Raw genomic sequence first — 12,539 nt, forward strand, 5'->3', positions numbered from 1 at the left:
CTACGGAAGGGCAACGCGCGCCGAGCCGCCGCGACCAGAAACGCATCGCCGAAGCGGTGCTGCGCATCGAAGTCGATGCCGACCGACCGATCTCGCTTGCCGAACTCGCCGATCAGACCGCCACCAGTCCTTACCATTTCCTGCGCACCTTCCGGCACGTTGCCGGCATGACGCCCTACCAGTTCCTGCTGCGGACCCGGCTGCACAAGGCCGCCGTGCGGTTGCGGACGTCAGATCAGGCGATTTCGGCGATCGCCTTTGCGGCGGGATTCAACGATCTATCGACCTTCAACCGCCGTTTCCGGCGGCTGATGGGCGAGACGCCGGGTACTTATCGCGCCCGCCGGCGACGCTCGTGAAAGGGTGCCACGGCCATATCGTCGCAATTGGTGTATCCTTTTGAATTTGCCGCTAAAAACGACACTGGAAAACTGCCGCGATTGTTGGAGTTTCGGGCCGGCTTCCTATATAAGCACCAAGTGATTCCTGATTAGATTGTGATCCGATTTGACCGACCAAAAGACACCGCGCGGCGCCGACGGCGGCCCCACCGGCATCGAGCCGATATCCATCATCGAGGAGATGCAGCGCTCCTATCTCGATTACGCCATGAGCGTGATCGTCAGCCGTGCGCTGCCGGACGTGCGCGACGGCCTTAAGCCGGTGCATCGCCGCATCCTCTACGCCGCCTATGAGAGCGGCTATCACTGGAACCGCAAATATGTGAAATCGGCACGCCCGGTCGCCGACGTGATGGGTAAATACCATCCGCATGGCGACGCCTCGATTTATGACGCTTTGGTGCGCATGGCGCAGGATTGGTCGCTGCGCGTTCCGCTGATCGACGGGCAAGGCAATTTCGGCTCGATCGACGGCGATCCGCCGGCGGCGATGCGCTACACAGAATCGCGGCTGACCAAGGTCGCGCATGAGTTGCTGGAAGACATCGACAAGGACACCGTCGATTTCCAGGACACTTATGATGCGTCCGGCAGCGAACCGAAAGTCCTGCCGGCGCGCTTCCCGAACCTGCTGGTCAACGGCTCCGGCGGTATCGCCGTCGGCATGGCCACCAACATCCCGCCGCACAATCTGGGCGAGGTCTGCAACGGCGCCATTGCCCTCATCGACAATCCGGCGATCGATCTGCCGGCGCTGATGGAGATCATTCCTGGACCGGATTTCCCGACCGGCGGCATCGTGCTCGGCCGTTCCGGCATCTACAGTGCCTATTCGACCGGCCGCGGTTCGATCGTCATGCGCGGCCGTGTCAATATTGAGCAACGCGGCAACGACCGTGAATCGATCATCATCACCGAGGTTCCCTATCAGGTGAACAAGTCGTCGATGATCGAGAAGATGGCCGAGCTGGTGCGCGACAAGCGCATCGAGGGCATTTCCGACATCCGCGACGAGAGCGACCGCCAGGGCTACCGCGTCGTCATCGAACTGAAGCGCGACGCGGTCGCCGACGTCATCCTCAACCAGCTCTATCGCTTCACCCCGCTGCAGACGTCCTTCGGCGCCAATATGGTGGCGCTGAACGGCGGCAAGCCAGAATTGCTGACGCTGACCGACATGCTGAAGGCGTTCGTCGCCTTCCGTGAGGACGTGATCAGCCGGCGCACGAAATTCCTGCTGCGCAAGGCGCGCGACCGCGCCCATGTGCTGGTCGGCCTTGCCATCGCCGTCGCCAATATCGATGAAGTCATCAAGCTGATCCGCACCGCGCCGGATCCGCAGACGGCGCGCGAGCAGTTGATGGAGCGGCGCTGGCCTTCGGGCGACGTGGAATCGCTGATCCTTTTGATCGACGATCCGCGCCACCGCATCAACGAGGACGGCACCTACAATCTATCCGAGGAGCAGGCCCGCGCCATCCTCGAACTGCGTCTGCAGCGCCTGACCGCGCTCGGCCGCGACGAGATCGCCGACGAGTTGAACACGATCGGCGACGAGATCAAGGATTACCTGGACATCCTGTCGTCCCGCGCCCGCATCCAGCAGATCGTCAAGGACGAGCTCATCGCCGTGCGCGACGAGTTCGGCACGCCGCGCCGCACCGAGCTCGCCGAGGGCGGGGCGGACATGGAAGACGAGGACCTGATCCAGCGCGAAGACATGGTCGTCACCGTCAGCCATTCCGGCTATATCAAGCGCGTGCCGCTGTCGCTCTACCGGGCGCAGCGCCGCGGCGGCAAGGGCCGCTCCGGCATGTCGACCAAGGAAGAGGATTTCGTCACCCGGCTGTTCGTCGCCAACACACACACGCCGGTGCTGTTCTTCTCCTCGCGTGGCATCGTCTACAAGGAAAAGGTCTGGCGCCTGCCGATCGGCAACCCGCAGTCACGCGGCAAGGCGCTGATCAACATGCTGCCGCTCGAACAGGGCGAGCGCATCACCACCATCATGCCGCTGCCTGAGGATGAGACGAGCTGGGGCGAGCTCGACGTGATGTTCGCCACCACGCGCGGCACCGTGCGTCGCAACAAGCTTTCCGACTTCGTCCAGGTCAACCGCAACGGCAAGATCGCCATGAAGCTGGACGAGGAAGGCGACGAGATCCTCGGCGTCGAGACCTGCACCGACAACGATGACGTGCTTTTGACAGCAAGTTCCGGCCAGTGCATTCGCTTTCCGGTCAGCGACGTACGCGTCTTCCAAAGCCGCAATTCGGTCGGTGTGCGCGGCATCGTTATGGCCGATGGCGACCGGGTGATCTCGATGGCGGTGATCGAGCACGTCGATGCGCCGCCGGCCGAGCGCGCCGCCTATCTCAAGCGGGTGGTGGCTGAACGCCGGCTCGCCGCCGACATTGCGGCCAGCGAGGAGGAAGAGATTCAGCTTACCAATGAGGAGGTCGGCGAAGAGGCGGAGCTTTCCGACGAGCGCTACGAATTCCTCAAGGCGCATGAGCAGTTCGTGTTGACGGTGACGGAATATGGCTACGGCAAGCGTTCGTCGTCGTACGATTTCCGTCTGACCGGTCGCGGCGGCAAGGGTATCCGCGCCACCGACGTTTCGAAAACAGCCGAAATCGGCCGTCTGGTGGCGACCTTCCCGGTCGGCAATGACGATCAGATCATGCTGGTTTCGGATGGCGGCACCGTCATTCGCGTCCCGGTCAACGGCATTCGTTTCGCCAGCCGCGCCACCAAAGGCGTTACCATCTTCAATACCGCAGAGGGCGAGAAGGTCGTGTCGGTGGAGCGGATTTCGGAGCCGCAAGCGGACGAAGAGATCGAAGAGAGTGTCGAGGCTGAAGGTGGCGCTGCTACCGATGCGGAAGGTGGGGAGCCTGACAACAACAACGTCGAGTGAGTTGCCACGACAATGCCAGCCCGATAGGTCGGCCCGATAGGTCGGCGTTGTCAACAAACAATCTAGAAGTGGCGATAAGGCTTGCGGCTGCCGAAGCCTTCGAACCGTTTGGTATTGGCCTTGGCGCGGACGCGCTGTGCCTCCTGATGCAACCCGAATACGGTAGCGATCAGCATGGCGACGGTCATTGCGGTGGCAAGCATGTAGATCAGCATGTGCGTGTTCTCCTGCGCCTACCAACGATTAGATGGGTGTTTGGTTTCATCTTCTGCAGCTGTAACTTGGTGAACACTGCGTGAAGCCGTTGTGACCGGCACATTCATCTGTCGTTCACGTCGGCCAAAAGGTTCATGGGGCGGGCCTGCTGATCGGATTTGCCTTTAGGGGAGAGGCTCGCTAGAAGCACCTGCCATGACCGAACGCATCGCCCTTTATGCCGGCTCTTTCGACCCGCTGACCAACGGCCATCTCGACGTGCTGAAAGCGTCGCTGGCCGTGGCGGACACCATCTATGCGGCGATCGGCATCCATCCCGGCAAGAAGCCATTGTTTTCCTTCGAGGAACGGGTTGGCCTGATCGAAACGGCAGCCAAGGCGGAATTCGGCAGCGACGGTGCGCGCATCAAAGTGGTCGCCTTCGACGGTCTGGTCATCGATGCGGCCAGGAAGCATGGCGCCTCGATCATGATCCGCGGCCTGCGCGACGGCACCGATCTCGACTACGAGATGCAGATGGCCGGCATGAATGAGACCATGGCGCCGGAGCTGCAGACGGTTTTCCTGCCAGCCAGTCCCTCGGTGCGCACCATTACCGCCACACTTGTGCGCCAGATAGCTTCGATGGGAGGCGACATCCGCCCCTTCGTGCCGGCGGCGGTGGCTGGCGCGCTCACCGCCAAATTCGCGAAATAAATGCACGTCGCCCAAAAGTGGAACCCGGTTTTGGGTAACGACATGCATGAACGAAGATATTCGGAGAAAGATCCCATGCAGCTGAAAAAGCTTGCCTCGTTGCTTGTCATGCTTGCCGGTCTTGTGACCGCATCCGTGTCGGCCTTTGCTGCCGATTCGGAAAACACCATGATCATAACGCTGAAGGACGGCGACGTGACCATCGCGCTGAGGCCCGATCTTGCGCCGAAACACGTCGCGCAGATCAAAAAGCTGGTGCGCCAGGGCGCCTACGACAACGTCGCCTTCCACCGTGTCATCGACGGCTTCATGGCGCAGACCGGCGACGTCAAGTTCGGCAACATGAAGAGCGGCTTCAATGCCGACGCCGTCGGCACCGGCGGTTCCGATCTTCCCGACCTGCCGGCCGAATTCTCCAGCACCGAGCACTACCAGCGCGGCGTGGTCGGCATGGCCCGTTCCGACGATCCGAATTCCGCCAATTCGCAATTCTTCATCATGTTTGCGCCGGCACCGCCGCTCGATGGCCAGTACACCATCGTCGGCAACGTCGTCAGCGGCATGGAACTGGTGGACCACATCAAGAAAGGCGACGAGGCGCAGAACGGGACGGTGACCGAACCCGATCGCATGATCAAGGTGCGCATCGCCGCGGACGGCAAGTAAACCCAAGTTTCAAAAGGATATTCTGACATGGCCGAGATTAAGGACCGCGAGAACGCGCTCATCATGGACACGACCAAGGGCAAGGTCGTCATCGAACTGTTCCCAGACCTGGCGCCCGGCCATGTCGGCCGTATCAAGGAACTGGCGCGCGAAGGTGCCTATGACGGTGTAGTCTTCCACCGCGTCATCGACGGGTTCATGGCGCAGACCGGCGACGTGAAATTCGGCAATTCCAACAAGCCGTCTTTCGCGCCGTCCCGCGCCGGCACGGGCGGCTCCGACAGGCCCGACTTGAAGGCCGAGTTCTCCAATGCCAACCATGGCCGCGGCACCTGCTCGATGGCGCGCTCGCAGAACCCGAACTCGGCTAATTCGCAGTTCTTCATCTGCTTCGACGATGCCGCCTTCCTTAACCGCCAGTACACTGTATGGGGCCAGGTCATCGAAGGCATGGACAATGTCGACAAGATCAAGCGCGGCGAACCGGTGCAGGATCCCGACAAGATCGTATCGCTCAAGGTCGCGGCCGACGTGAAATGACCAGCCGGGCTGTCGCGGCCATCGCACTTGTGCTCGTCGCGGCGGCCACTCCGGCGCTGGCGACGGAATCGATCGTTTGCAGCGCCGACGGCGGCGCGGCATCGATCGACGTGCTGATGGGACACACAGCCGTCATTGCGGTGGCGCGCGTGTGGCTGGATGCCGGCGGCAAGACATGGACCACGGACGGCCAGCCTGGTTCGACGAAAGTCATCGTCGGACAGGCATTCGAAGACGACGAGCGTATGCTGATCGATCTCACTGATGAGGGCCTCAGCTCGATCGTCGCCAAATTGCGGCTGGTCAAGGCCAGCGAGCAGTCCGGTTCCGCAATGGGCGGTACGCTGAGCATAGACGGTGTCGGCGCCTGGGTGGTGACCTGCCCGGAACCTTGAGGCGGGGATTTCTTGCGCGTCGACCTTTTCGACTTCGATCTGCCGGAGGAGCGCATCGCGCTTCGCCCGGCCGAGCCGCGCGACAGGGCCCGGATGCTGGTGGTCAGGCCGGGTGAGGGGCTCGCGGACCGGACGGTGCGCGACCTGCCGTCCCTGCTCGAGACCGGAGATTTGCTGGTCTTCAACGACACCAAGGTCATTCCGGCGCAGCTGAAAGGCATCAGGCGGCGCGGGGAGGCAGCGGCGCAGGTCGAAGCCACGCTGCATATGCGGACGGCGCCCGACCGCTGGCTCGCCTTCATGCGGCCGGGCAAGCGCGTCGCCGCCGGCGATCGCATCCATTTCGGTCATGATGCCAATTCCTGCTTTCTCGGCCAGCTCGATGCGACCGTGATCGAGAAGGGGGAAGGTGGCGAGGTGCTGCTCGGCTTCGACCTGTCAGGTCCGTTCCTCGATGAGGCGCTGCACGCCGTCGGCCACATTCCGCTGCCGCCCTACATCGCCTCCAAGCGTGACGACGACGAGCGGGACCGCAGCGACTATCAGACCATCTATGCCAGGGAGGAGGGCGCCGTGGCCGCGCCGACGGCGGGTCTGCATTTCACGCCGGAGCTGTTTGCCGCGCTCGACGCCAAGGGTATCGAGCGCCGTTTCGTCACGCTGCATGTCGGCGCCGGCACGTTTTTGCCGGTGAAGGCGAACGACACCGCCGATCACAAGATGCACGCCGAAACCGGTTCGGTCAGCCAGGAAACCGCCGAGGCGCTGAATGCGGCGAAAGCAAGAGGAGGGCGCATTGTCGCCGTCGGCACGACATCGCTGCGCTTGCTAGAGAGCGCGGCTGGCGAGGACGGCAGGCTGGCCGCATGGTCGGGCCCGACCGACATCTTCATCACCCCCGGCTATCGCTTCAAGACCGCCGACATGCTGATGACCAATTTCCATCTACCGCGTTCGACGCTGTTCATGCTGGTTTCGGCCTTCTGCGGTTTGCAGACGATGCGCGCGGCCTATGCGCATGCCATCGAGAACCGCTACAGGTTCTATTCCTATGGAGACGCAAGTCTTCTGTTCAGGGAGGATAACGATGGACGATGACCTGGAAACCTTCGACCGCGAAGCCTTGTTCGCCGAGGTCAGGAAACTGCGCGCCGGCATCCGCCAACACCGCGACGCCACCGGCCATGATCTGTGCTGGCATCATCCCGACCTCTGGTCGCTTTTGCCTGAAAAGACCGAGCCGGCGATTGCCGTGCCGCCCTGGCCGAAATTCATGCGCGGCTGCATCCGCTACCGGCAGTCGCTCGATAAGCAGGCTCCGGACGCGCCGGTGTTCGACAAAGAGTTCGATGGCTAGGGAGTTCGATGGCTAGGGAGTTCAATGACTAACGCATTCACCTTCAAGGTGCTGGCGACCGACGGCAGGGCGCGGCGTGGTGTAATCACCATGCCGCGCGGGGAGATCCGCACGCCCGCCTTCATGCCGGTCGGCACCGGCGGCACGGTGAAGGCCATGTATATGCATCAGGTGCGCGGCGTCGGCTCGGACATCATTCTCGGCAACACCTATCACCTGATGCTGAGACCCGGCGCCGAGCGCGTGGCACGGCTCGGCGGCCTGCATGAATTCGCCCGCTGGCCGTATCCGATCCTGACCGACAGCGGCGGCTTCCAGGTGATGTCGCTGTCGAAGCTGAGGAAACTGACCGAGAACGGCGTGACCTTCCGCTCGCATATCGACGGCGCCGCCTACGAAATGTCGCCGGAGCGTTCGATCGAAATCCAGGGGCTGCTCGATTCCGACATCCAGATGCAGCTCGACGAATGCACTGCGCTGCCGGCCAAGGAGAAGGAGATCGAGCGCGCCATGGAGTTGTCGCTGCGCTGGGCCGAGCGTTGCAAAACGGCATTCGGCGAGCAGCCCGGCAAGGCGATGTTCGGCATCGTGCAAGGCGGCGACGTGCCGGACCTGCGGCTGCGCTCGGCGCAGGCGCTGAAGGCAATGGAGCTGAAGGGCTACGCGATCGGCGGGCTGGCCGTCGGCGAGCCGCAAGCGGTGATGCTGGAGATGCTCGACATCACTTGCCTGGAGCTGCCAGTTGACCGGCCGCGCTACCTGATGGGTGTCGGTACGCCGGACGACATCTTGAAGTCGGTGGCGCGCGGCATCGACATGTTCGATTGCGTGATGCCGACGCGGGCAGGGCGCCATGGCCTTGCCTACACACGGCGCGGCAAGGTCAATCTGCGCAACGCCCGCCATGCCGACGATCCGCGCCCGCTCGATGAGGAAAGCGACTGCCCGGCCGCACGCGACTATTCGCGCGCCTATTTGCACCATCTGGTGCGCTCGCAGGAGGCGCTTGGGGCGATGCTTCTGACCTGGAACAATCTGTCCTACTACCAGCAATTGATGCGCGACATTCGTGAAGCGGTCGAGGCTGGGAGGTTTGCCGAACAAGCTGAGATCATCACCCAACAATGGGCAAACGGTGACCTGCCCGTCCGCTAGGAACGGTCTTGATGGTCAGGCTCGAGGTGGGGAGCAGCACCTGCCATGAACTGTTTTGAAACGTCTGCCCAATAAGCATTGCCGGACTGCATTGGGCGAGGATCAAGAACCTGTTCGTTTCGGGACAAGTTTCAGTTCCCAGCACGACGGTGCGGACGAACGGCATCGCCGAGCCTTCGCCTTCGTCCTCCGTGGCGGTCCAGCGATGGACGGCTGGATCGTTGCTTGCCATTCTGGCGATCGCCATGATCGGGCTGGTCTTGCGCTTGCTGGGCGCGCGTGGCGACCTTTGGCTGGACGAGATCTGGAGCTTTGCGCTGATCGAGCCGCTGACCTCGATCGACCAGATATTCTGGCGCGTCAATCACGACAACAATCATTTCCTCAACTCGGTCTATCTCTATCTCATCGGCCCCGACGCCTCGCCGGGGATCCAGCGGGGCCTGTCGACAGCACTCGGTGTCGCCACGATCGTCGCGGCGGCGGCGACCGCCGCGCCGCGCGGACGACGGGCGATGATCGCCACAAGCCTGTTGTTTGCCGTGAGCTATCCAATGGTCCACTACGGCTCGGAGGCGCGTGGCTATGCCGGACTGGTACTGTTCACGCTGCTTTCGGTGGTTTTTCTGGAGCGCCGGCTCGACAACAAACGGTGGTCTGGCATGGCCTTGGCAGCGGCGATCCTTTTCGGGTTCCTATGCCACCTCACCATGATCGGAATGGTGGCAGTCCTCGCAATCTGGACCGCGTGGCTCGCTTGGCAGCGTACGGCGAAGATTGACCGTGTCGTTGCGGATCTGGCGTCAATCTTCCTGCCGGGCTTGCTTGCCGTGCTGCCGCTGGCTGCCTGCGTGTTTATCGGTGGCAGGCTGTTCGGCTTCAGTGTCGGTGGTGCTTCGCCGTTCTCGATTGCCGCCTTCGCGCAGGGCTATGGCGGGATGATCTGCTCTCTGTCCGGGCTGCCACCCTGGTTCGGCGACTGGCCCTGCATCGTTGCCGCCTGCGGCCTTGTCTGCCTATCCGCTGGTGTCTGGCGCGATCGCCGGGCCAGCCTCTATGCCGTCGGGATTATCGGACTGCCTTTGCTCATGGCGACGGCACATCTGCCCAACCTCGAGTTTCCGCGCTATTTCATCATCAACGGAACATTGCTGCTGCTTTGGGCCGGCGAGATGATTGGCCGCGGCTTGGATGCTCGCGGGACCGCCAGGCTACTTGCGATGGGAGCGCTGGCGCTCATGGTGAGCGGCAATATTTCGTCGCTGCTCCAGTTCTATCAGTATGGACGCGGCTCCTACGCCGCTATGGTCGATGAGATGACCAGGAACAGCGCTGCCGCCTATGCCAGCAACAGTGATTTCCGCACCGCCATGGTCGTCGATTATTTTGCGGCACGGATGGATCGTCGGGCTTTGCTGGTTCCAGACGATAGGATGTGCGCCGAACGGCCGGCGTGGCTGATCCTCGAGGGGGACGTGGACAAACAAGCTGAACATGTCGAACCGACGGCCGCATGCGCTCTGGCGTATGAACGGGCCGATCGGTCGAGACATTGGGGGTTTTCAGGCCTAAGCTGGACGCTCTACCGGCGACAGGATTGAAACAGCTCTGCCTCTCGTCAAGCGCCCCTCAGGTGCTGAGCGACGTGGACGCGCGCAGGCTGCAGCCGGTGATCCGAAAGCTGCCGTCAGGCTGTAGTTCGAGCGTGTAGACCGCCTCGTAGTCCTTGCCGTCCGGGCCGACGATCAGCACCTGCTGGACGATCGAGGTCGGGCTCGTCTCCCGAACCTTGCCGAAGGAGTAGATCTGCGGCTGGCGCACCGGCGGATAGCCGTTGGTCACCATGTTCATGAAGCTATCGACGGTCGGAAAGGTGCGTTTCACATTCGGTGCGGCAAAGCTGTAGGCCGTCGCTCCGTCATTGGCGATGAAGGCCCTCAACTGACCATCGATGACCGTCTGCGCCGCCTTGACTTCGGCGTCGCCAGCAAAGGCCCGGGATGCGAAAATGAGTGGAACGACTGCGAATGCGAAAAACGTACGGCGCATGGCCTGTCTCCGTTATTCCCCGAGAAGTCGCTGTCCGAAGATACATGATACCATACGCTTTGCAGGGGTTCAGGGTTTCAGCCGAGCACAAATATTCGGCGCGGCAGCCTGTGTCCAAACCGAGCATGCATTGTCGAGGCGAGAACCGCCTGAGCGATGGCCGATGCTTGAAAGGCGGGCGGCAGTCTGCCACAAGGGCCGCTCGATTATACCTAGAGCGTGCGATCTTGGGCAGGACCAGGCAATGAAGGCATTTTTCGTGCAGATAAAGTGCGATCTGGGCAAAGCCTATGACGTTGCCAGCGCTTTGGCCGATGCCGAGATCGCTTCGGAAATCTATTCGACAGCCGGAAATTACGATCTGCTCGCCAAATTCTATGTCGACGACGAGGAAGACATCGGCCACTTCGTCAACGAGAGAGTGCAGATTCTCCCCGGCATCAAGGATACGTTCACGGTCGTCACTTTTCGCGCGTTTTGATCTGCATCCGGCATTTGCCCGGACACGAGGCAAAGCCTGACCACGGCCCTATCGGTGCTGCCTTAATTTTAGGCAACCGCGATATACTGATCGCCGGCGCCTGCCAAATCACCGATTGCGCTTGATTTTCTCCAGCGACGCCAGTGAAATGGCGTCACAGGGGAGTATGCGATTGGCAGCGTTCGATGAAATGCTTCCGGAAGTTTCCGGGCTGAGAAAACCATATTCGGCTTACGATCGCTGGCTGAAGGAACAGGACCCGGCCAGGCTTACCGAGAAGATGCAGGACGCCGAACGCGTCTTCCGCAAGACCGGCATCACCTTCGCCGTTTATGGCGAGCAGGAAGCGTCGGAGCGGCTGATCCCCTTCGACATCGTTCCACGCATCATCTCAGGCAATGAATGGCGGCGGCTGACGCAAGGCATCGAGCAGCGCGTCCAGGCGCTGAACGCCTTTCTCGACGACATCTACCATCGCCAGGAGATCTTGCGCGCCGGCCGCGTGCCGAAGGAGTTGATCGCCAAGAACGAGGCGTTCCTGCCCGAGATGATCGGGGTGCGGCCGCCGGCCGGCGTCTATACCCATATCATCGGCGTCGACATCGTGCGCATCAGCGAGAACGAGTTCTACGTGCTGGAGGACAATGCGCGCACGCCGTCCGGCGTCTCCTACATGCTGGAGAACCGCGAGACGATGATGCAGCTCTTTCCCGAGCTGTTCCAGCAGATCAAGGTTCGGCCGGTGGAGAATTATCCGCAGCTCTTGCGCCAGTCGCTGGCGGCGGTGCGGCCGCAAAGCACCAAGGGCGCGCCGACCATTGCCGTGCTGACGCCGGGCAGCTTCAACTCAGCCTATTTCGAACATGCCTTCCTTGCCGACCAGATGGGCGTGCAGCTTGTCGAGGGGCAGGATCTGCGTGTCGTCGACGGCCATGTCGCGATGCGAACGACCGAGGGCTACAAGCAGATCGACGTGCTCTACCGGCGTGTCGACGACTCGTTCCTCGATCCGCTGACCTTCCGTCCGGATTCCGCCCTTGGCGTGCCGGGCATCATGGACGTCTACCGCGCCGGCAATATCACCATCGCCAATGCGCCGGGGACCGGCATAGCTGACGACAAGGCGATTTATTCCTACATGCCCGAGATCGTCGAATTCTACACGGGCCGCAAGGCGATGCTTGGCAACATCCCGACCTGGCGCTGCTCGGAACTGGACAGCTTGAAATATGTGCTCGAGCACATCGACGAACTGGTGATCAAGGAAGTCCACGGATCCGGCGGTTACGGCATGCTGGTCGGGCCGGCGGCGACCAAGAAGGAATGCGAGGAGTTTTCCAAGAAGCTCGCGGCAAAACCATCGAACTACATCGCCCAACCGACGCTGGCGCTGTCGACCTGCCCCATCCTGACGGACAAGGGGCTGGCGCCGCGCCATGTCGATCTGCGCCCCTATGTGCTGGTTTCCGACCGTATCCAGATCGTGCCCGGCGGGCTGACCCGAGTAGCGCTCAAGGAAGGCTCGCTGGTCGTCAATTCCTCGCAAGGCGGCGGCACGAAGGACACGTGGGTGTTGGATGATTAGCGCGAATACCGAGTGGTAAATAGTGAATAGTGAATAGTGAATTAGTGAATAGATAAGGATGACATGTCGTTGATGTTG

General features: G+C 61.8%; 14 protein-coding genes. 12 read left to right on the forward strand and 2 right to left on the reverse strand.

Annotation, left to right across the window (positions count from 1 at the left end):
- Both NKJ08_RS21270 and gyrA read left to right on the forward strand, forming a co-directional pair.
- A partial coding sequence (locus NKJ08_RS21270; RefSeq protein ID WP_352783190.1) for a helix-turn-helix transcriptional regulator occupies nt 1-359 on the forward strand: 359 nt, incomplete at its 5' end.
- 148 nt (nt 360-507) lie between these two features.
- A complete protein-coding gene (gene gyrA / locus NKJ08_RS21275) occupies nt 508-3,321 on the forward strand; it encodes a DNA gyrase subunit A (RefSeq protein ID WP_352523477.1) in 2,814 nt (937 codons plus the stop codon).
- Nucleotides 3,322-3,383: 62 nt separating this feature from the next.
- Here gyrA and NKJ08_RS21280 read toward each other — a convergent pair whose 3' ends face one another.
- Nucleotides 3,384-3,536, reverse strand: a complete 153-nt coding sequence (locus tag NKJ08_RS21280; protein WP_352523479.1) for a hypothetical protein — start codon at nt 3,534-3,536, stop codon at nt 3,384-3,386.
- A gap of 196 nt (nt 3,537-3,732) precedes the next feature.
- Here NKJ08_RS21280 and coaD point away from each other — a divergent pair, with 196 nt between their 5' ends.
- From coaD to NKJ08_RS21320, 8 genes are all read left to right on the forward strand, one after another.
- Nucleotides 3,733-4,233, forward strand: coding sequence for a pantetheine-phosphate adenylyltransferase (coaD, locus tag NKJ08_RS21285; protein WP_352448768.1), 501 nt, complete (start codon nt 3,733-3,735; stop codon nt 4,231-4,233).
- Between the two features lie 108 nt (nt 4,234-4,341).
- A complete protein-coding gene (locus tag NKJ08_RS21290; RefSeq protein ID WP_502896089.1) occupies nt 4,342-4,899 on the forward strand; it encodes a peptidylprolyl isomerase in 558 nt (185 codons plus the stop codon).
- A 27-nt stretch (nt 4,900-4,926) separates the two neighbouring features.
- Nucleotides 4,927-5,439 (forward strand): peptidylprolyl isomerase, encoded by a 513-nt coding sequence (locus NKJ08_RS21295; protein WP_352523482.1) that lies wholly within the window; start codon nt 4,927-4,929, stop codon nt 5,437-5,439.
- Complete coding sequence (locus NKJ08_RS21300; protein ID WP_352523483.1) at nt 5,436-5,834, forward strand: hypothetical protein; 399 nt, start codon at nt 5,436-5,438, stop codon at nt 5,832-5,834. Before NKJ08_RS21295 ends, NKJ08_RS21300 begins: the two co-directional genes overlap by 4 nt.
- Nucleotides 5,835-5,846: 12 nt before the next feature.
- Nucleotides 5,847-6,932 carry a tRNA preQ1(34) S-adenosylmethionine ribosyltransferase-isomerase QueA gene (gene queA / locus NKJ08_RS21305; RefSeq protein ID WP_352523485.1) on the forward strand — a complete coding sequence of 362 codons (1,086 nt, stop codon included), beginning with the start codon at nt 5,847-5,849 and terminating at the stop codon, nt 6,930-6,932.
- The gene (locus NKJ08_RS21310) at nt 6,922-7,191 is read left to right on the forward strand and encodes a hypothetical protein (protein WP_352523486.1); all 270 of its coding nucleotides are present in this window, start codon (nt 6,922-6,924) and stop codon (nt 7,189-7,191) included. Before queA ends, NKJ08_RS21310 begins: the two co-directional genes overlap by 11 nt.
- A gap of 24 nt (nt 7,192-7,215) precedes the next feature.
- Complete coding sequence (gene tgt / locus NKJ08_RS21315) at nt 7,216-8,346, forward strand: tRNA guanosine(34) transglycosylase Tgt (protein WP_352523488.1); 1,131 nt, start codon at nt 7,216-7,218, stop codon at nt 8,344-8,346.
- Between the two features lie 221 nt (nt 8,347-8,567).
- On the forward strand, nt 8,568-9,947 hold the full coding sequence (locus tag NKJ08_RS21320) for a glycosyltransferase family protein (RefSeq protein WP_352777699.1): 1,380 nt from the start codon (nt 8,568-8,570) through the stop codon (nt 9,945-9,947).
- Between the two features lie 28 nt (nt 9,948-9,975).
- Here the strand turns inward: NKJ08_RS21320 and NKJ08_RS21325 are convergent, their stop codons facing one another.
- Nucleotides 9,976-10,395: a DUF4864 domain-containing protein gene (locus NKJ08_RS21325; protein WP_352523491.1), complete on the reverse strand. Its 420-nt coding sequence runs from the start codon at nt 10,393-10,395 to the stop codon at nt 9,976-9,978.
- A gap of 244 nt (nt 10,396-10,639) precedes the next feature.
- On the opposite strand from NKJ08_RS21325, the gene NKJ08_RS21330 reads away from it, so the two are divergent.
- Both NKJ08_RS21330 and NKJ08_RS21335 read left to right on the forward strand, forming a co-directional pair.
- Nucleotides 10,640-10,876: an Lrp/AsnC ligand binding domain-containing protein gene (locus NKJ08_RS21330; protein ID WP_352523492.1), complete on the forward strand. Its 237-nt coding sequence runs from the start codon at nt 10,640-10,642 to the stop codon at nt 10,874-10,876.
- Nucleotides 10,877-11,048: 172 nt separating this feature from the next.
- Nucleotides 11,049-12,461 (forward strand): circularly permuted type 2 ATP-grasp protein, encoded by a 1,413-nt coding sequence (locus tag NKJ08_RS21335; protein ID WP_352523494.1) that lies wholly within the window; start codon nt 11,049-11,051, stop codon nt 12,459-12,461.
- Nucleotides 12,462-12,539 lie beyond the last annotated feature (78 nt).

Source organism: Mesorhizobium sp. M0244 (assembly GCF_040321795.1).
Classification (GTDB): domain Bacteria; phylum Pseudomonadota; class Alphaproteobacteria; order Rhizobiales; family Rhizobiaceae; genus Mesorhizobium.